This is a genomic window from Enhygromyxa salina, from assembly GCF_002994615.1.
GTDB classification, from domain to species: domain Bacteria; phylum Myxococcota_A; class Polyangia; order Nannocystales; family Nannocystaceae; genus Plesiocystis; species Plesiocystis salina_A.
Window position 1 is genome coordinate 65,567 of sequence record NZ_PVNK01000184.1, and the last position, 19,004, is coordinate 84,570.

Sequence of the window (19,004 nt, forward strand, 5' to 3'; positions counted from 1 at the left end):
GCCCCCTGATGATGTCCTCCGCAGCCCCGACCTCGACCATGACCCGGCGCCGCCCCTTCGCGCTGCTGACCCTCTTGCTGCTCGCGCTGATCGTCCCGGTCACCTCGGGCTGCCGGCCCCAGGCCCGCGACGCGATCTTCGATCAGAGCGCCGCGGCCGAGCACGCCGAGCAACTCGAGCGTTGGCTGGCCAAGCACCCCGACGACCACGACGCCCGGCTCGAGCTCGCCCACGTCTACTGGCTGCACCTCGCCGAGCCGAGCCGCGCGAGCTCCCACCTCGATCGGCTCACGAGCCTCGACAGCCCGCCGCCCCTGGCTCGCTTCTCGCGGGCGACGATCGCCAAGAGCCACCTCGACCTCGACCGGGCCTGGGCCGAGTACGCGGCCCTGCTGCGCGACGCCCCGGCCCACGACAAGCGCCGCGATCGCGTCCTGGCCCTCGCGCTCACGCCCCTCGCCGCCCGCGCGCTCGACTCGCTCGACGGCCTGCGCCTCGGCGACGCCGAGCAGTTCACCGCGCTGTTCGACGGGCTCGATCTCGACAGCTACCCGGGCGAGACCGTCGAGCAGCTGCTCAGCACCCGGGCCAAGATCGCGCGGCGCCTCGGCGCCGACTACCGGCCCTTTTACGCCCAGCAAGGCTGCATCCAAGACTGGGTCGTCGGTGAGCTCGAGGGCTACCGCGGGCCGCTCGAGCTCGCCCGGCTCGAGGTCGATCGCTCGTTCACCCCCGACCCCGAGGGCGCCGTCGCCACCCAGCTCTCGTGTGCCTTTCGGGTCTGGAACCCCGAGCCCAACTCGGGCATCCGTCGGCTGCGCACGACCGTCGAGGTCCCGGCGAATGAGCGCGCCTTTCGGCTCTCGGTCGGGGCCCAGCGCGACGCCCGGGTCTACGTCGACGACCAGCTGGTTTGGGCCAAAGATCGGACCGATCGCTACCCCGTCGACGGTCCGACCTTCGTGATCCCGGCCGGGCCCGGCGTCCACCGCGTCGAGGTCCGGACCGCGATCCCGAGCGAGCGCGTGTGGCTGCTGCTGCGGGCGACCGACCTCGCCGGGCGCGGGCTGAAGGTCCGGGCCGACGCCGACACCAAGGGCGACTGGCGCCTCGATCACGACCCAAGTCGACCGCTCGAGGCCGGGGCCGAGCACATGCTCGAGATCCAGCCCTGGGCCGGCGGTGAGCTGGGCCTGCGCGGCCCGGTCTACGCGCCGCTGCGTGACTTCCTGGCCCTCGACGACGCCCTCGCCGACGGCGACTCCGACCGCGCCGAGCAGATCGCGCTGAGCCTGCGCGAGGTGTCCCAGGGCTTCGCCGAGGCTCACCTGCTGCTGTCCGACTTCGAGTTCCGCGACCCCTCGCGGGGCAAGACCAGCTCGGCCACCCGCCAGCAGAGCGAGCTCGAGCAGAGCCTGGCCCTCGACCCCAGCCTCGCCCGGGCCCAGCTCTCGCTGCTCTCGCTGCGCCTCGATCGGGGCGAGGTCGCCGAGGTCGTCGAAGAGCTCGAGGCGATGCCCGACAGCGCGGTCTCGGGCGCGGGCGCGCTGATGCTCGCGATGCTGCGCTTCGACGCCTACCGGCGGCGCGGGAGCGACTTTCAAGCCGAGCAGGCGCTCGAGGTCGCGGCCGCGATCCACCCCCAAAGCTGCGACGTGTTGATGGCCCGGCGCGAGCTGATCCGCGAGCGGACCCAGGTCGTCGCCGAGGACCAGCTGACCGAGGACCTGGCCAAGTGCCCGGGCAGCATCGGGGTTCGCGCGCGCCTCGCCGTCCAGCGCCAGCGCTACGACGAGGCCGCCGCGCTGTGGACCGAGCAGCTCGATCGGATCCCCGACGACATCGACGCGATGGACGCCCTGGCCGAGATCGCGATCGCCGATCGCCGCTACGACGACGCGATCGCGTGGCACCAGCGGACCCTCGCGATCGCGCCCTACCGCGCGCTGTCGCAGATCGAGCTGGCCGATCTCCACGCCCACGCGGGCGACCCCGAGGCCGCCCGCGAGTTCTTGCTCGCCGCGCTCGATCGCTACCCGCACAGCTCGCGCCTACGCGAGATCGGCGAGCACGTGGGCATCCCCGACGAGCTGATGAACTGGCGGATCGACGGCATGGACGCGCTCGCCGAGTACCGCGGCGACGTCGAGCAAGGCCTCGCGTCCGAGGGCGTCAGCGAGGTCCTGCTCCTCGACCGCGAGGTCAGCATCCTCTACGAGAACGGCGGCCATCGGCACATCGTCCACCAGATGTTCCACGTGCTCAGCGATCAGTCGATCGACGCCCACGGTGAGTTCAGCCAGCCCGGCGTCGAGCTCTTGACCATGCACTCGATCAAGCCCGACGGGACGATCGTCGAGCCCGAGTCGATCCCCGGCAAGGACGGCCTGAGCCTGCGCGGCCTCGCGATCGGCGACGTCGTCGAGATCGAGTTCGTGTTCGAGAGCGAGCCCGAGGCCGCGCTCCCGGGCCACGTCGATCTCGGCCGGTTCCGCTTTCAGTCGCCCGAGGTTCCTTTTCATCGATCCGAGCTGATCGTCGTGATGCCCCAGTCGATGGAGGGCAAGGTGAAGATCGAGGCCCGCAACAGCCCGCCCAAGCCCACGCGGCGCGCGGTCTCGCTGCGCGAGGGCGAGTTCGCCGAGCTGACCTTTCTCGCCCGCCAGGTCCCGCGGCTCGGGACCGAGCCGGGCGCGCGCTCGATGCTCGACGAGCTGCCGATGATCCAGGTCCACGTCCCGCTCTCGGTCGACGACTGGCTCGACCAGCTCGCCGTCCAGCTGCGCCCGGCCCAGCGGACCAACCCCGAGCTGCGCGATATCGCGTACAGCGTCACCGAGCAGTACACCAACACTCACGACAAGGTCGACGCGCTGTGGCGCTGGGTCGTCGACGAGATCGAGGACGGCGGCGACCTCTCGACGCCGGCCACGGTCACGCTCTCGGCTCGCCAAGGTGGGCGGCTGATGCTGCTGCGAGCCATGTGTGAGGCGGTCGGGATCGACAGCCAGGTCTGGCTGCTGCGCGACCGCTTCGGCCCGACGATCTACGAGGGCGGCAACCCGCTGGTCGAGAGCTACGACACCGCGATGTTGGCGATCTTCGACGGCGAGGCCGAGGGCAGCGCCAAGCCGCCGCTGCTGGTCGGAACCAGCTCCGAGGTCGTGCCGATCGGCTACCTGTCGCCGAGCTACGCCGACGGCCGGGCCCTGCGCCTGCGGCTCGAGGACGACGAGCCCGCGGCCGGTTACGTCGACGTGCCCAGCAACCCCGAGCGCTTCGGCGACCTGCGCCGCTGGGACGTCGAGATCGCCCTCGACGAGGGCGGGGGCGGGCGCGTGCACGGGACCATCGAGCTGCGCGGGCTCGAGGCGATCATCTGGCGCGACGTGTTCGACAAGGTCGACGCTGATCGCCTGCCCGAGGTCTTCACCCAGGCCGAGCTCTCGCGGATGTTGCCCGGGGCCAGCTTGGATCTCGAGCACCTCGAGTTTGGCAACCAGTGGGAGCTCGACCTCCCCCTGGTCATCGAGTTCTCGGCCCGGGCCCGCAACGGCGGGGTCGTGCAGGGCGGCGAGCTGATCATGCTCGCGTCGGCCGTCCCGATCGATCCCGCGACCGGCTACACCCGCCTGCCCAAGCGCTGGAGCGGCATGGTCATCCCTTACGCGCCCGTGCTCGAGGCCAAGGTCCGCTATCTGCTCGACGGGCCCAGCTTCACCGAGGTGCCCGCCGACGTCACGGTCGAGGACAGCTGGGGCAGCTACACGCGGACGGTCTCGGCCGGCGGCGTGGGCAAGCACGAGCTCGTGCTCGAGAGCCGCTCGACGCTCACGCCTGGGATCGTCGAGGCCCGCGAGTATCGCTCGCTCGCTTCCTTTGCCACGCGGATCCAGGCCGCGGAGCAGCAGCTGTTGCGGGCCCACTGAGCGCCGCTGGGCCCGCGGTACGAGCTCGCTCGAGTCACCCGGGCCCGGGCGGGGCCAGGAGCTCGTCGATCTGACGGGGCCTACCGAGCACTTGGACGCCACGGCCGGGGAAGTCTCGGGCCAGCGCGGCCGGGTCTGGGGCCACGCCCGCCTCGACGATCTGGACCACGCGCCCGCTCTCGATCGTGACCGGCGCGACAAACGAGGCGCCCGAGTCGGTCTCGTACTCGGTCAGCAGCGGGGCCGCGCAGGTCGGCCGCTCCTTGCCCTCGGCGCACAGCAGCGTCCACGCCCGGGCGCGCAGCTGCGGAGCGTCGGAGCCGTCCGAGCCGTCGGAGCCGGCACCTCGCTCGATCTGACCGGCGAAGTCAACGCGAAGGAGCTCGGTGTCGGCACCCGGGATCAGGTTGGCGGACTCGATGCCGCCGCGAAACGCCCCCAGGGCCCGCGACGCGAGCAGGGGAGGGAAGAGGTGGTAGCGGGGCTCGTCGGCCTCCGGATCGTCGATCTCGAACAGGAGCACGTAGACGTGGCCGACACCCAGCTCGCCGCCCGGGTCGACGAGGGTCAAGAGTCGCCAGGGGCCCAGGGCCTCGAGCGGGTCGAGCGAGCAGCGGCAGTGACCCGGGGACTCGAACAGCGCGCAGCTCTCCTCCTCGATCAGCTCACACGCGGCGAAGGCGGTCACCGCCTCGGCCAGGGGACAGGGGGGACCCACGCACAGCGAGGCGCGCGGGCGTCGAGCCTCGAGCGCGGCGAGCCGCGCGCTGACGATGTCCGAGCTCGGGCGGGCCGCGAGCGAGCGGCGATAGGCCACGCGGGCCTCGTCGTCACGCCCGAGCGCCTCGGCGACGCGCCCGAGGTTGTAGAGCAGGGACCCGCGCTTGTCGGGGTTGGACTCGAGCCGCAGGGCCTCGCGGGTCGCCCGTCGCGCGAGGTTGTGCTGATCGGCCAAGAACGCGGCCCAGCCCAGCTCGCCGAGGAGGCCGGGCTCGTCCGGGCGCTCGTCGAGGGCGACGCGAAAGACCTCGATCGCCCGGCGGTAGTCGCCCTGACGCGCGAGCGAGCGGCCGCGCTCGAGCTGGCCACCGTGGGTCCGCATGAGGGCCGCGAGCTCGGCCTTGGCCAGCGCCGCGCGGATCTCGAGCTCCAGCTCGCGTCGCTCCGGGCGACCGGGGATGGCGACCGTGATCGTGGCAGCTCCCGGGGCGCTCGGCTCGACGCGAAAATCGAAGCGCTCGCGCAGGAGCTCGCCGCGGGCCTCGAGCAGCTCGCGTCCGACGGCCTCGGCCTCGGCCGGACCCTCGATGCTCAGCGTCGGGGTCAGGACCTCGCCCGAGCCCGCCGCCGCGCGCCACAGCGACACGTGGACACGCACGGCCTCACCGACGCGCGTCTGCGAGGCCCGAAGCGTGACCTCGAGATCGAGCTCCGCGACCTCGGGCAGCTCGGGCTCGGGTGTCGGGCGGCCCTGGGCGACCTCGGGCGCGCGCCGGATCGGGGTCTTGGCGGGGGCAGGATCGTCGCTTCGACACGCGCTCGTGAGCGCGACCAGGCCCGCCCACAGGGCCACCGCCCTCGGCCCGCGCGCGGCGAAGCGGGTCAGGTCGTGCTCGCTCGTCGTCCCCACGGGTGCGAGCCTACTCGCTCGCGCGCGCGCGGACGACGAGCGAGGTCGTGAACGGGGCCTCGTGCTCGCGCAGCTGGAACCCGACGAGGCCATCCCGGGCGCAGCCTTCGTAGGCGTCGAGGCGCTCGCGCGCGACCCGGCGTCCGTCGGCCTCGACCCTGACCAGCTTGCGCGCGTCGAAGGACAGCGTCAGCGTGACGCCGGCTTTGGGCAGCGCCGTCTCGAGCTCCGGGACGCAGCTGAGGATCGCGTCGGTCGCCTGGACGACGCGGGCCCACTCGTCAGCTGGCAGCGCCTCGGCGCCCGTGCGGCTGACCGCGAGGGACTCGGCGCCTAGCCCGATCCGGAGGCCGAGCGCGCGATCGAGCTCAGGATCGGCGGACATCTCGGCGTCGATCTTCGCGTCGGGGAGCCACCCGACGGCCAAAAACGAGGGCGTGATCCCGCCCGAGAGCGTCGCGAGCAGATCGACGAGTTGCTGGTGGCGGATGTTGTCGGCCAGCGCGAGGCTGACGGTGTGCTCGCGGGGGTAGGCGCGGCGCAGATCCTGGACCAGACCCAACAGATCACTGGGCAGGGCCGGGGCCGCGCTCAGCCAGCGCCCGTCGACGCGGACGCGCGGCCCACGACCGCTGAGCTGGACGTGGATCCGGCTGTCACGCAGGGCCCGGGCACCCGCGCCGAGGTCGTCCGCCCGCGCGACGTAGAGCGGCAGCGCGACCACGACCTTGTCGCTGCCGCCACCGTCGCTCTGATCGCGAGCCAGGGCCGGCTCGTGGACCGCGAGCTCGATCACCGCGGCGCGGGCTGCGACCAGCGCCTGCAGCGTCGCCGCGTACTCGGGCGCCGGCACGTCCGGCGCGGACGCCAGCAGCATCGTCCCTCGACCATCGCGGGCGAGCAGCCCTTCGACCGCGGCGACGACCTCCGGATCGCGCGGCCCGAACTCCCGCGGCTTTGTCGAGCTTGGTTCGAGCCGGAGCGAGCCGGGCTCGAGCAAGGCCACGGGCGCGAGGCTCTCGTGCTGACCCGTGCCCTGGGGCAGCTCCGCCAGCACCCAGCCGGGATCGCGGGGCCGGGGCAGCAGCGCCATGACCGTGTCGTGGAGCTCGGCCTCGCGCGGGGCCCGAGCCGCGAGCACTGGCCGCCAGCGCGGGAGCTCGGCGAGGGCGTCGCGGTGACGCTCGAGCAGGGACCACAGCTCGCTCGGGCTCGGCAGCGGCGGGCGGGCGTGGGGCGCGAGATCCTCGAGCCAGGCCGAGAGATCTTCGCGCTCGGCGTAGAGCGCGTGGATCAGCACGTCCGGGCGCAGCTCCGGGCCGATCTCCACCGCGCCCGCGAGCACTCCGCGGACGTGGTCATAGAGGCGCCAGTGGGCGTTGTCGGCCACGCGCGGGTGCCCGTCCTCGGCGAGCACCCGATAGGCCAAGGTCGCGGTGATCAGCGACTCGGCCGAGTCGGGCAGGAACATGTCGGTGCTCAGGAGCATGATCGCGTCGGCCACGAAGCGGTGCTCGGCCTCGGTCAGCGCCTCGGGCTGCGCGAGGGCGAGATCCTCGAGGGCGTAGGCCTCGTCGAGCAGGCGCAGGACGACCTCGCGGCTGGCGTCGATCCCCCGGGTGCTCGAGTAGCCGCCGAGGCTGAGCCACAAGCTCTCCCGCGCGTCCTTGTCGCGACCGAAGCGCGCGCCGTCGTAGAGATCCAAGAGGCGATCCAGGCGCAGGACCCGACCGCGGAGCCCGGCCTCGGCCAGCACCGCGAGCCGCTCGGCGTCGTCTACCGCCGCCGCGCCGACGGTCTCGCCGTCGATCCACCCGGCCGCGAGCAGCTCCTGCTGCGGCGCCGTCGTTCGCTCCCCGCGCCCGACGCACGCGCTGCTCGTCATGAGGAACAGGGCCGTCAGCCACCGGGAGCTGACAGCAAAGACACACGGGGCGCGGGCAGGCACGGTCGGGTCCGACATGGGCAGATCGGGAAAGTTCGTGGAAAGGAGCGCCCACCGAGCGAGGACGGGGCGAGCGGCCGCCTGCGGCCCTGCGTTGCGAAGTTGCGGGCGCCTGCGGGGGCCAAAAAGGTTTAGCATGCGGGGTACGGATGGTCCTGCGGGCGGCACAGCCAGCTCTGGCCAAGGCCTGGCGTTGCCTGGTCCTGGGCGCGTGCGTGGGGTTTGTCCCGCGTGTCGCCGCGGCGACCGAGGTTCGGATCGGCGCCCGCACGATCGGCGAGAGCTACGTCGTCGTCGCCCCCGGGCCCGAGCCGCGCCTGCTTCGGCGCACGCGCCTGGTCCAGTACTTGAACCTCGGGGTCTACGAGCTCCTGCCGCCCCGCGAGGTCGATCAGTGGCGGCGCGAGGACGAGGACGGCCAGCTCGAGATCGTCGCGTCGATGCGCGTGCGTCAGGACTTCGGCGACTTCCTCCGCGACGCTGGCCTCGACTCCGGGCCGGTGCTCAACAGCATCGACGGACGCCAGATCGACCTGATGTACGGCTACCTCCAGGGCCGCCGCCTCGGCGGCTTCTTCGACTTCAGGGCGGGGCGCCAGTTCGAGACCAGCGGCCTCGACTGGTACGCCTTCGACGGCGGCTGGGCCCGGGCCAACACCCCCGCGCACCTCGCCGTCGAGGTCTTCGGCGGCCTCCAGGTCAACGGCGCCCACGTGTTCGGCTGGCCGACCTGGGAGCTCGACGGGACCTCCGGCAACGAGCCCGCCGATCGGGCCGGGTCTCCGATGATGGGCGCCGCGATCTCGCTCAGCGAATTGCGCTGGATCCACGCGCGCGTGGCCTATCGCCGCACCTTCACGCCGGCCGGGATCAACCGCAACATCCTCGAGCCGACCGGCGCCCCGGACGGCTCGGTCAACGAGGGCGTGATCGCTGGCGTCGACCAGGAGCTGGTCTCGGCGACCTTGAACATGAGCCTGGCCAAGGGCGTGTTCTCGCCCTTCGCGGCCGCGCGCTTCAACCTCGGGACCCTGCGCCTCGACGATCTCTCGGCCGGCTTCGGCGTGGCGGTCTCGGAGCGCCACGCGATCCGGGCTCAGTACCTGCGCACGATCCCGAGCTTCGACCTCGACTCGATCTTCAACCTGTTCACGCTCCAGCCCTTCGAGGATGTCCGCCTGAGCTACCAGGTCCAGGCCGGCGGCGGCTGGACCTTGCTCGGGCGCGGGAGCACGCGGATCTTCCGAAACGAGCCGACCGCCGCGCTCGGCGTCGAGCCCGAGTCTCGGCTCGCGCTCGGCTGGGGTGGGGCGCTCGCGGCGTTGTGGCAGCGCAAGCGCTTCTCGGTCCGGACCGACGCCTTCGTCCAGGGCGGGGAGGGGGGCCTGCGCGCGGGCGGCAGCGTCGACAGCCAGGTCCGGGTGCTCAACGACCGCATCGGCATCGACTTGCGCAGCTACTTCACCCGCTACGTCGACGATCAGGTGCCCGAGCGCCAGGGCTACGGCCTGTCGTTTCAGGCCGGCGCCGACTTCAAGCTGTGGGACGGCGTCCACCTGACGCTGCTCGCCGAGGAGCTGCTCACGCCCTTCCTCGTCCACGCCTTCCGCGGGCTCGCGAACTTGTCCGTCGACTGGAGCTTTCGCGCGGGGAGGCGTGGCTCGTGAGCGCGACTCACCGCGCGCCGCCGCCCGGGGCCTGGCTCGGGGCCCCGGTCGCCACCTTGCTGGTGCTCGCGTTCGTGCTCGGCCTCGCCGCGCCGACCCTCGCCTGGACCCTCGGGCCCAAGCAGCCGATCAGCGAGCCGCCCGCGACCGTCGCGCGCAGCGAGGGTCCGCGCCGACCGGGCGGGCCCGTCTACCCCCAGCAGGACATCCGCGTGCGCATGGATCACGCCGTGCACCTCGCCGAGGGCATGCACTGCAAGCAGTGCCACCAGCGCATCGATCGCAGCCAGCTCTCGTCGCAAAACGACCTCCCGACCGGCGAGGCCTGCGACGCCTGCCACGGCGATCAGCACCCCCGCGTGGCCGAGGGCGAGACCCCGCGCTGCGCCGAGTGCCACACCCACGTCGAGGATCAGCGCGTGACCGCGACCTCGATCTTTCCCCGGCCCAACCTCAACTTCTCGCACCAGGCCCACCTCGACCGCGGGGCCGACTGCGCCACCTGCCACGGCGACATGACCAAGGTCGGGCGCGCGACGATCGCCCAGCTGCCCAAGGAGGCCACCTGCCTGACCTGTCACGACGGCCAACAGGCCAGCGACAAGTGCAGCACCTGCCACCCGAGCGGCAAGGACGGGCGCCTGCTCACCGCGATCGGCGACGACGCGAGCGCGCCCAAGCTCCTGCCCAAGGGCCCGAGCGCGCGCGGGGCCACGCACGACCTCGCCTTCGTCCGCGATCACGTCGGGATCGCCAAGGCCGACCCCGAGCTGTGCGCGAGCTGCCACGACGACAACTTCTGCGCCGACTGCCACGCCGGGCCGATCCGGCCGATGCGCCTGCACGCCGGCGACTACCTGACCAGCCACGCGATCGACGCGCGCGCGAACACCCAGGACTGCTCGAGCTGTCACCGCCTGCAGACCGAGTGTCGCGGCTGCCACCTGCGCATGGGCGTGACCTCCGAGGGGGAAGAGGCCGCGTTTGGGGTCGGCTCGCCGCTGCGCTTTCACCCCGCGGCGTGGAGCGGCCCGCCCGGCAGCCCCCAGGGCCACGCGCTCCCGGCCCAGCGCAACATCTCGACCTGCGCCAGCTGCCACACCGAGGACGCCTGCCTCGCCTGTCACGCGACGACCGGCGCCGCGAGCCCCGGCCTCAACGCCAGCCCCCACGGTCCGGGCTTCGCGGGCTCGGCTCGCTGCTCGGCGCTCGAGAGCCGCAACCGCCGGGTCTGTCTCAAGTGCCACGCGCCCGGCGACATCGCCCTCGAGTGCCTCTGAGAGCTCGAGCTCGCTCGCAACGCGCCACGCTCACGCGGGCCCGCGGCCTACTCGGGCGAGTAGACCGTGAACATCTCGACGTCGGTCATCGCGACCAGCCGATGCTCGCGCTCGGGGTGGACGTGGATCGGCGCCGCGGGCAGCATCTCGACCCGGTCGATGTCGTCGCCTTCGAGGACCTCGAGGATCGCGCGACCACCGGTCAGCATCACGATCATGTCCTTGCGCCCGCGGGTCGAGACCAGCACCTTCTCGCCCGCCCGGACCCGAAGGATCTTGCACGTGTAGCCCTCGGCCTTGGCCCACACGAACTCGCCGCCGAACGAGCGCGACTCGAAGGGCGCGCCGAAGTCGTCGATCTCGCCTTCGTCGCGGTCGTCCTCGCCGAGCGGGTCGACTTCGGGCTCTTCGTTGCTCATGTCCGCCTGACTCTACCGCGTCGCCTCGGCGCTGACAGCAGTCAACTTGGCCAAAGCCGGACCCGCGCGCAGCTGCGCGGTGTGTGCAAGCTCGCCGGGGACTCGCTCCCGCCCGGGCTGCCCGTGTTTTTTTGCCTGGGCTCGGCGAAACCCTGGAGGCCCAGCGTCGAATCGTGTCGACGACGCCCGAACCCACCCCCGAGCCCATGTCCGAACCCACCCCCGAACTCGAGTGGAGCGCCGAGGGGAGGGGCCCCCAGGAGCTCTCTCAGCCCGTGGGCGCCTGCTGCTTGGGCTCTTTCGGCTTGGGCTTTTGTTGTTTGGGCTTCTGCGCGCCCTTGCCCTTGCCCTTGCTGCCCTTGGCGTCTTCGGCCTCGGCCTCGTCCTCGTCGACGTAGACCTCTTCTTCGGGCTTTTGGTCCTCGGCGCCCTTGCGCTTGGCCTGCGCGAGGCGGGCACGGCGGGCCGCGTCGTGATCCCAGGTGTCGACCTTGCCGTCGCCGTTGACGTCGTAGCCGATGCGATCGATCTGCTTGCCGACGTAGTAGGTGAACATGTCGGCGCGCCCGTCGGCGTCGCGATCGGTCTCGACCCGGACGAGGCGCCCGTCGTCGTAGATCCGCCACGAGTCCGCGAAGCCATCTTGGTTGAGATCGAGCTCGTCGCGGGTGAGCTTGCCCATCTCGTAGTAGCGGCCCATGTCGATGCGGCCGTCGAAGTCGGTGTCGTACTGCTCGCGGCTGACCTCGCCGCTGGGGGCGTAATGGATGAAGGCGTCGAGCCGGCCGTCGAAGTTGAGATCGGCCTGCTTGCACGCGAGCTTCTCACCGCCTGCGTCGGTCGCGTAGAGGGTGACGAGATCGGCGTAGCCGTCTTGGTTGACGTCGACCTGGTGCTCACGCTTGTTGCTGCGATCACAGCGATCGCCGTCGACGGTCAGGTACTTGAGATCTTTGGCGTTGCGGCTGCGACCGGGCCCGTCGGGCTCGCCCTCGCCCGCGCGGGTCCCGGGATCGGGGCTGGCGTCGTCGGTCGACGCGCTCGCGCCATCGGGGTCCTCGGTCTCGCCCTTGTTCCCCTTGTTCTTGCAGCCCGCCGCGAAGGTCAGCGCGAGCGCCGAGACCAACACGCAGGCAACCCCCGCGCGACCATGAATTCGAGTCCCCACCGTGGCGCAAGGTTAGGCTGGCGACCTCCACCGAGCAAGCACATGCGCCCTCCACACCCCCCGTGAAGGCTCCCCGCCTGCCGGACATCCACCGCCTCACGGCCCCGACTGATCGTGGCCACCACGGGGAAGGCGCCGGCCGCGCTCGATCTCCCCGCCAAGCGTGACCTATGCACCGGAGAGCTCGAGCCCCCTTCAGGGCGCCGCGCAGCGGCCGTGCGTGGCAAGGTCATGGGTGCCTGCGGAGGGCCTATATGGTATCCGCAGCCGCGGATTCCCATGACCAGCACCCCCAAGCCCGCCGGTGACGCCGCGAAGCCCCCGGTCCGCGAGCACATTCGCAGCTTCTGCATCATCGCGCACATCGACCACGGCAAGAGCACCCTGGCCGATCGCCTGATGGAGGAGACCGGCCTGATTGGCGAGCGTGACAAGACCGCCCAGTACCTCGATCGCATGGACATCGAGCGCGAGCGCGGCATCACGATCAAGGCCCAGGCCGTGCGCATGAACTACCGGGCGGACGACGGCGAGGTCTACCAGCTCGACCTCATCGACACGCCCGGACACGTCGACTTCAACTACGAGGTCTCGCGCTCGCTCGCGGCCTGCGACGGGGCCCTGCTCGTCGTCGACGCGGCCCAGGGCGTCGAGGCCCAGACCCTCGCCAACGTCTACCTCGCGCTCGACGCCAACCTCGAGATCATCCCGGTCATCAACAAGATCGACCTCCCGAGCGCCGACATCGAGGCCGCCAAGAACGAGATCGAGGAGATGGTCGGGCTCGACGCGAGCCAGGCGATCGCCGTCAGCGCCAAGACAGGGCAGGGGATCGACGAGCTGCTCGAGGCCATCGTCACCTACGTGCCGCCGCCGCGGGCCGACCCCGAAGGCCCGCTCCAGGCCCTGGTCATCGACTCGTGGTGGGACACCTACCGCGGCGTGATCTCGCTGGTCCGGGTCATGTCCGGGACCCTCGTGCCCAAGCGCGAGGTCCGGTTCATGGCCACGAACAAGGTCTTCGACGTGCTCGAGGTCGGCGTGTTCGCGCCCGAGCCCCTCAAGCTCACCAAGCTCGAGGCCGGCGAGGTCGGGTTCTTGATCTGCAACGTCAAGGAGGTCGCTGACTCCAAGGTCGGCGACACGATCGTGCTCGCCGAGGACACGCACTGCGAGCCGCTGCCGGGCTTCAAGGAGGTCCAGCAGATGGTGTTCGCCGGGGTGTTCCCGACCGACAGCAACCAGTACGCAGATCTGCGCGATGCCCTCGGCAAGCTCACGCTCAACGACGCCAGCGTGACCTGGGAGCCCGAGACCTCCGACGCGCTCGGGTTTGGCTTTCGCCTCGGCTTCCTCGGCCTCCTGCACATGGAGATCATCCAGGAGCGGCTCGAGCGCGAGTACAACCTCGACCTCATCACCACCGCGCCGAGCGTCAAGTACCGGGTCACGCACCGTGGCGGCGACGTCGAGATCATCGACAACCCCGCGCGCTTCCCCGAGGCCGGCGACATCGAGACGATCGAGGAGCCGATGATCATCGGCCGCATCCAGCTGCCCGAGGAGCACCTCGGCCCGGTCATGAAGCTGTGTCAGGAGCGCCGCGGGATCCAGCAAGATCTGACCTACATGACCGAGACCCGGGTCCAGCTGACCTACGAGCTGCCCCTCGCCGAGGTCGTGTTCGGCTTCTACGACCGGCTCAAGAGCATCTCGCGCGGCTACGCCAGCCTCGACTACGAGCACGGCGAGTATCGCCAGGCCGACCTCGTGCGCCTCGATCTGCTCGTCAACGGCGAGAAGGTCGACGCCTTGTCGCTGATCACCCACCGCGACAACTCGTTCCTGCGCGGCCGCGATCTGTGCGTCAAGATGAAAGAAGAAATTCCGCGCCAGCAGTTCGAGGTTGCGATTCAGGCCGCGATCGGTGGGCGGGTCATCGCCCGAACGACGGTCAAGGCCCTGCGCAAGAACGTCCTCGCCAAGTGCTACGGCGGCGACGCCAGCCGCAAGCGCAAGCTGCTCGAGAAGCAAAAAAAGGGTAAGAAACGTCTGAAGGCGGTCGGGAACGTGGAGATCCCACAGGGCGCCTTCCATGCGATCCTCAAGATCGATCAGTAAGCTCGCCGATGGCCGACAACGACAACCAGGACGCGACCGGGGAGGGCGAGAGCGGCCCGGGTAAGGAAGGGGAGACCGGCGTCACGTCTGCGATCGCCGGCCGAGCCGCGCGGGCCAACGTCAAGCGCGCGGGGCGGACCGCGACGCGGTCCGCAGGCCACGTGCGCTCGGGCGCGCGGATGCTCAGCCGCGAGGCCAAGAAGATCCTCCGCAAGCATCGGTCGCGCATCGACCCCTCGATCGTCGAGGAGCTCGAGGCGACCGTGGCCGAGATCGAGCGGCTCCGGGGCCAGCGGCCCAACGAGGACCTCGCCGAGCTCGAGGATCAGGCCGAGCACCTCGACGAGCTCCTGCACCAGTACGCCTCGTTCGCGCGCAAGAGCGCGCTGCGGGACACGATCGAGAACATAGCGATCGCCGTGGTCGTCGCGCTCGCGGTCCGCTCGTGCATCTACGAGCCGTTCAAGATCCCCAGCGGCAGCATGATGCCGACCCTGCGCGCGGGCGATCACATCTTCGTCAACAAGTTCGCCTACGGCGTCCAGATCCCGCTGACGACCAGGATCGTCGGCGAAGACTGGATCTCCGGGATCGAGCGCGGCGACGTGATCGTGTTTCGCTTTCCGCTCGACGAGTCCGACGACTTCATCAAGCGCGTCATCGGGCTCCCGGGCGACACGATCCGGGTCAACAGCGACCGCCGCAAGCTCGAGCTCAAGCGCGCGGGCAGCGAGCGCTTCGAGAAGGTCGCGCGCGAGAAGCTGCTCGACAAGAGCTGCCAGGCCGAGAATTCGACCCAGGCCATCGAGAACTGCAGCGTCTACCGCGAGACCCTCGACGAGCACAGCTACGAGGTCCGCTACCGCGACGATCTGCGGACCACCGACCCGAGCATGCGGACCTTCCTGGTCCCCGAGGGCCACCTCCTGGTCATGGGCGACAACCGCAACGCCTCCCATGACTCGCTCGCGTGGACGGTGACCGCAGACCGGGTCACCGCCGCGGGGCTGCTGTCACGACCCGACATCCGCGACCTGACCAAGGTCGAGCACGAGCGCCTCGAGCTCCACGACGAGGGCCACGTCATTCAGGCCAACGACGACGGCAGCCGCGACAGCGCCCGCTACCTGGCCGAGCGCAGCGAGCCCGCGCGCGGCCTGGTCCTCGAGGCCTGGCGCTCGCCGCCGATCGACGCGCGGGCGATCTACGAGAGCCTCGCGCACCACTACGGCGCCAACGGCACGACCACGTTCGAGTCGCTGACGGGCAAGGACCGGGTCGAGCCGCACCTCGCCAGCTTCGGGGCCAAGCTCGGCGAGATGCGCTACGTCCGCGAGGAGCCGACCTCGGAGCTGATCTTCCAGGCCCCCGACACCGACGTCGTGTTCAGGCTCCACTGCGGGACCAAGCGCTGCGACCGGCCGTCGGACATGGCCTCGCGGGCCGCGACCGTGCTCAAGTCCTTCGAGGCCAACCCCGACTTCGACGCCCGCGAGCTGCTCAGCTACGAGTACGGCCGGGCCAAGACCTATCCGGGGCGGGGCCAGGCCGAGGCGCGCTTCCTCGAGCGTCGCTTCGGGCCCGAGCAGACGGGGGTCCACATTCGGGCCTGGCGGGCCCCGCACGAGGGCCTCGCCGTCCTGCGCGACGCCGCGCTGGCCGAGCTTGGGGCCGGGCCGCTCGGCCAGACGATGCACGAGCGCTACGAGCTCGAGCTCGCCGAGCGCGCCGCGGTCACCGATCTCGGCCCCGACGCGTGGGTGGTCGAGCGCGAGGGCGTGTGGACGATCGTCCACACCGACGAGACCTACGAGCTGCTCTCGGTCCTCGCGTGTGGGCCCAAGCGGTGCAAGACCCAGGCAGACGCCGTCGCGCTCGCAACCGATGTCGCCTCGCGCTTTCCGATCGTCGCCAAGGAGCGCGAGCGGCTGCCCGAGCTGCTCGGCCAGGCCGAGGTTGGCAAGCTCCCCGAAGTGCCGGTCGAGCCGCGCAACGCCTACTATTGGGACCACCTGTCCGTCGTCGGCGTGGTCCTCGACGACAGCCACTCGATCAACATCGAGGTCGAGCTCGCGCCCGAGGGCGGGCTCGACGGCGCGATAAGCGCTCGTCAGCAGGAGTTGTCCAACGCCGAGGCCGTCGAGGGGCTGGGGCCGGTCGCGTGGTATGCGGACACGGCCAACGGCCACACGTTCTTGTTCACGGTCCCAGAGTCCGATCTGCTCGTCGAGCTCGCGTGTCGGCCGGGCCTGTGTCCAGACCGCGCGACCGCGCGGGCGCTGGCCGATCGCGTGAGCGAGAAGGGCCGCGATCCCGAGAACTTCGTCCAAAAGAGCGTCAGTCGTCCGCGACCCTTCGTGCCGCGCGGCAACGTCAAGGGTCGCGCCGAGGTCATCTGGTGGCCGACGAGTCGGTTCTGGAAGAAGATCGACTGAGCGCCCAACTGGTTGCGAGGCTGGTTGCGAGGTTGGCCGCGAGATCGGCTGTGGGATGGGCTGGAAGCCGGGCTGGGCCGGGTTCTGGTGGATGTCCCTCGTCTCCGGCCCTCAGATAAAAGTCCGATAAGGTAGATTATGTAAAGTAAAATATGGCGTAAGATGATCTCGACCTGCTCTCGTTGCTGGACCCATGAGCCGCTTTCGCCTGCCGATTCAAGACCCCTGCCACGAGAACTGGGACGCGATGAGTCGCGAGGGTGACGGTCGTCGCTTTTGCGAGATGTGCACGAAGCACGTCCATGACCTGTCGGCGATGACCGAGCGCAAGGCCCGGAAGGTCCTGGCCGAACAGAGCGCCAAGGGCCGAGTCTGCGTCCGCTACAAGGCCGACGGCGCTGGCAACATCAAGTTCGTCCCGGAGCTCGCGCCCGCGCCGAGCGTGTGGCGCGCGACCCTCGCCGCCGCTGGCATGACCCTCGCCATGCTAACCGGCTGTTCAGATAGCGAGCCCGACGAGATCCAGCACGATCGCTGCGTGTACGAGGTCGGCCCGTGGAGCTTCGCCGCCGAGCGCGGCCAAGGCAGCTGTCCCGCCGTCGAGGAACCCGAGCCCGAACCCGAGGCCGAGCTCATCGGGACGATCGCCATCGATCCCGAGCCGCCCGAGCCGATCCTTGAGGTCGAGGATGACATCGCCCCGCCCGAGCCCCTGCTGGTCATGGGCGAAGCGCCGATGGTCGAGCCTCCGCCGATGGTCGAGCCTCCGCCGATGCCCAATCCCAAGCACGAGATCATGGGCAAGATCGCACCCCCCGAGCCAGTCGATCTGATGGGCGACGTCGAAGTCGAAGTCGAAGGCGCGAAGGAACCCTGCGATCCGGCCAAGCCCAAGCCCAAGCCCAAGCCCAAGCCCAAGAGTGACGGCGCGCGCCGACTGTAGCCAGAGGTTCCGCGCGCCGCGCGACCCATGAGCGGGGCCGACGGCCGCGGAGATCTGGGGTTTTCTTTGCGCTCGGCAGGATTCGAACCTGCGGCCCCAGGTTTAGGAAACCTGTGCTCTATCCGACTGAGCTACGAGCGCGCGTGCCTGGACACGGAGGCGGAGTGTGGCCGTCTCGGGCTCTACACGCAAGCGTAGCGAGAGCCAAGAGTTTGGGTAGATTCGGGTCGTGCGCCGGCTCCCACCTGATCGGCCCCTGTCTGCGACCTGGTTGATCCCGGCCTTCGCGGCCGCGATCTGGTCGGGTCTGATGACCCTGGTCGCGGATGAGCCGGCGGCGACCCAGCGCAGCCTGGTGTTTCTCGGTGGCCCGCTCGTGCTGCTGTCCGGGCTCCACGCGCGGCTGTTCGCGTTTCTCCACGCGCCCGCGCGGATGCGCTGGCTCCCCCTGCCGATCGGCGCCGCGCGTCACTGGCAAGCCGCGGTCCGCTCGCACCATCCCCCCTTCCTGGTCGCGGCCACGCTCGGCGCGGCGGCGCTCATGTTGGCGATCCCCGGGCGGCCGAGCGCGCGTGGGATCAGCTCCGATACGGCGCTGGTGCTCGAATTTTGCTGGTTTGCCGCGCTCGCGGGGCTGCTCGAGCCGGTCGCGTCGGCGAGCGCGGCGATCTTCGGCAGGCGCTTCCCCGAGACCAGCCGGGCCCACGAGCTCCAGCGCAGCCTCGGCGGCGGCTGGACCACGCCCGAGGCGGTGGTTCACCTCTACGCGCCCGCGTTCGCCGTCGGCTTGGCGGTGTTGCTGGCGATGCCGGGTCAGCTCTCGCTCGAGCGCTGGGTCGACGGCCACGCGGTGAGCTCGACTCAACTCGGCCTCGGCCTCACCCCCGCGCTGATCGCCATCGCTCTTCGTCTCGCGGCCCCTGCGCTGTATCGCCGCGGAGTCTGGGAGGCGGTCCCGCGCCTCGCGGAGGCGACCCGCACGCTCGCCGGTCCGCCGCAGCCGGAGCCCAGCCCGGCGTGGGCCCGAGCGATCTCCGACCCCTGGCTCAGGCTGGTCGTCATCCAGTTTTGGCGGATCACGGCGCTGCCCTACCTTCGCCTGGGTCTGGTCGTGGGACTCGCAGTCCACACCGCCACCCGCGCGGATCCGCCGAGCGGATACTCGGTCGCGGTGGCCGTGGCGGCGATCGGTGCGTGGGTTGTGCCCGCGGGCACACTCATCCGAGAGCGGGCAGCCCGCGCACGCCTGGCGGGCGCCCTGCCCCTCTCGAGGCTGAAACGGCGCGGCTACGCAGGGATCGCGGCCGGGGTCGCGCTCGCAGCACCGCCCGTCGCGCTGCTCGGATCAATTGCCCTGCGCGCGCTCGGCTGACATTCGAACTCACCTCGAAGCGTCAGCTCAACACAATGATTTAACTTGTCTTTTTTGGAGAGCAATTCTAGAGGCGGGCGCCGCGACTGATGCAG

General features: G+C 70.8%; 11 protein-coding genes and 1 tRNA gene. 7 read left to right on the forward strand and 5 right to left on the reverse strand.

Annotation, left to right across the window (positions count from 1 at the left end; genetic code table 11):
• Positions 1-8: 8 nt before the first annotated feature.
• On the forward strand, positions 9-3,929 hold the full coding sequence (locus tag ENSA5_RS21345) for a hypothetical protein (protein WP_106393522.1): 3,921 nt from the start codon (positions 9-11) through the stop codon (positions 3,927-3,929).
• A gap of 34 nt (positions 3,930-3,963) precedes the next feature.
• Here ENSA5_RS21345 and ENSA5_RS21350 read toward each other — a convergent pair whose 3' ends face one another.
• Together ENSA5_RS21350 and ENSA5_RS21355 are read right to left on the reverse strand one after the other, a co-directional pair.
• Positions 3,964-5,559 (reverse strand): tetratricopeptide repeat protein, encoded by a 1,596-nt coding sequence (locus tag ENSA5_RS21350; RefSeq protein WP_181198010.1) that lies wholly within the window; start codon positions 5,557-5,559, stop codon positions 3,964-3,966.
• 10 nt (positions 5,560-5,569) lie between these two features.
• On the reverse strand, positions 5,570-7,444 hold the full coding sequence (locus tag ENSA5_RS21355; protein ID WP_106393524.1) for a hypothetical protein: 1,875 nt from the start codon (positions 7,442-7,444) through the stop codon (positions 5,570-5,572).
• Between the two features lie 209 nt (positions 7,445-7,653).
• Between ENSA5_RS21355 and ENSA5_RS38000 the strand changes: the two genes are divergently transcribed.
• Positions 7,654-9,171: a hypothetical protein gene (locus tag ENSA5_RS38000; RefSeq protein ID WP_181198011.1), complete on the forward strand. Its 1,518-nt coding sequence runs from the start codon at positions 7,654-7,656 to the stop codon at positions 9,169-9,171.
• Positions 9,168-10,451, forward strand: coding sequence for a cytochrome c3 family protein (locus ENSA5_RS38005; protein ID WP_181198012.1), 1,284 nt, complete (start codon positions 9,168-9,170; stop codon positions 10,449-10,451). The genes ENSA5_RS38000 and ENSA5_RS38005 overlap by 4 nt, the downstream gene beginning before the upstream one ends.
• A gap of 47 nt (positions 10,452-10,498) precedes the next feature.
• On the opposite strand, the gene ENSA5_RS21365 is transcribed toward ENSA5_RS38005, so the two are convergent.
• Both ENSA5_RS21365 and ENSA5_RS21370 read right to left on the reverse strand, forming a co-directional pair.
• Positions 10,499-10,870 (reverse strand): hypothetical protein, encoded by a 372-nt coding sequence (locus ENSA5_RS21365; RefSeq protein ID WP_106393525.1) that lies wholly within the window; start codon positions 10,868-10,870, stop codon positions 10,499-10,501.
• Between the two features lie 268 nt (positions 10,871-11,138).
• Positions 11,139-11,999 (reverse strand): hypothetical protein, encoded by an 861-nt coding sequence (locus tag ENSA5_RS21370; protein WP_181198013.1) that lies wholly within the window; start codon positions 11,997-11,999, stop codon positions 11,139-11,141.
• Between the two features lie 318 nt (positions 12,000-12,317).
• Here ENSA5_RS21370 and lepA point away from each other — a divergent pair, with 318 nt between their 5' ends.
• The 3 genes from lepA to ENSA5_RS21385 all read left to right on the forward strand — a co-directional run bounded on the left by lepA (position 12,318) and on the right by ENSA5_RS21385 (position 17,537).
• Positions 12,318-14,159 carry a translation elongation factor 4 gene (lepA, locus tag ENSA5_RS21375; protein ID WP_106393527.1) on the forward strand — a complete coding sequence of 614 codons (1,842 nt, stop codon included), beginning with the start codon at positions 12,318-12,320 and terminating at the stop codon, positions 14,157-14,159.
• Between the two features lie 8 nt (positions 14,160-14,167).
• On the forward strand, positions 14,168-16,594 hold the full coding sequence (gene lepB, locus ENSA5_RS21380) for a signal peptidase I (protein WP_106393528.1): 2,427 nt from the start codon (positions 14,168-14,170) through the stop codon (positions 16,592-16,594).
• Positions 16,595-16,787: 193 nt separating this feature from the next.
• A complete protein-coding gene (locus ENSA5_RS21385; RefSeq protein WP_106393529.1) occupies positions 16,788-17,537 on the forward strand; it encodes a hypothetical protein in 750 nt (249 codons plus the stop codon).
• Between the two features lie 67 nt (positions 17,538-17,604).
• On the opposite strand, the gene ENSA5_RS21390 is transcribed toward ENSA5_RS21385, so the two are convergent.
• Positions 17,605-17,678: transfer RNA gene (locus tag ENSA5_RS21390), tRNA-Arg, on the reverse strand.
• Positions 17,679-17,766: 88 nt separating this feature from the next.
• On the opposite strand from ENSA5_RS21390, the gene ENSA5_RS21395 reads away from it, so the two are divergent.
• A complete protein-coding gene (locus ENSA5_RS21395) occupies positions 17,767-18,909 on the forward strand; it encodes a hypothetical protein (protein ID WP_146155952.1) in 1,143 nt (380 codons plus the stop codon).
• The last annotated feature ends 95 nt before the right edge of the window (positions 18,910-19,004 follow it).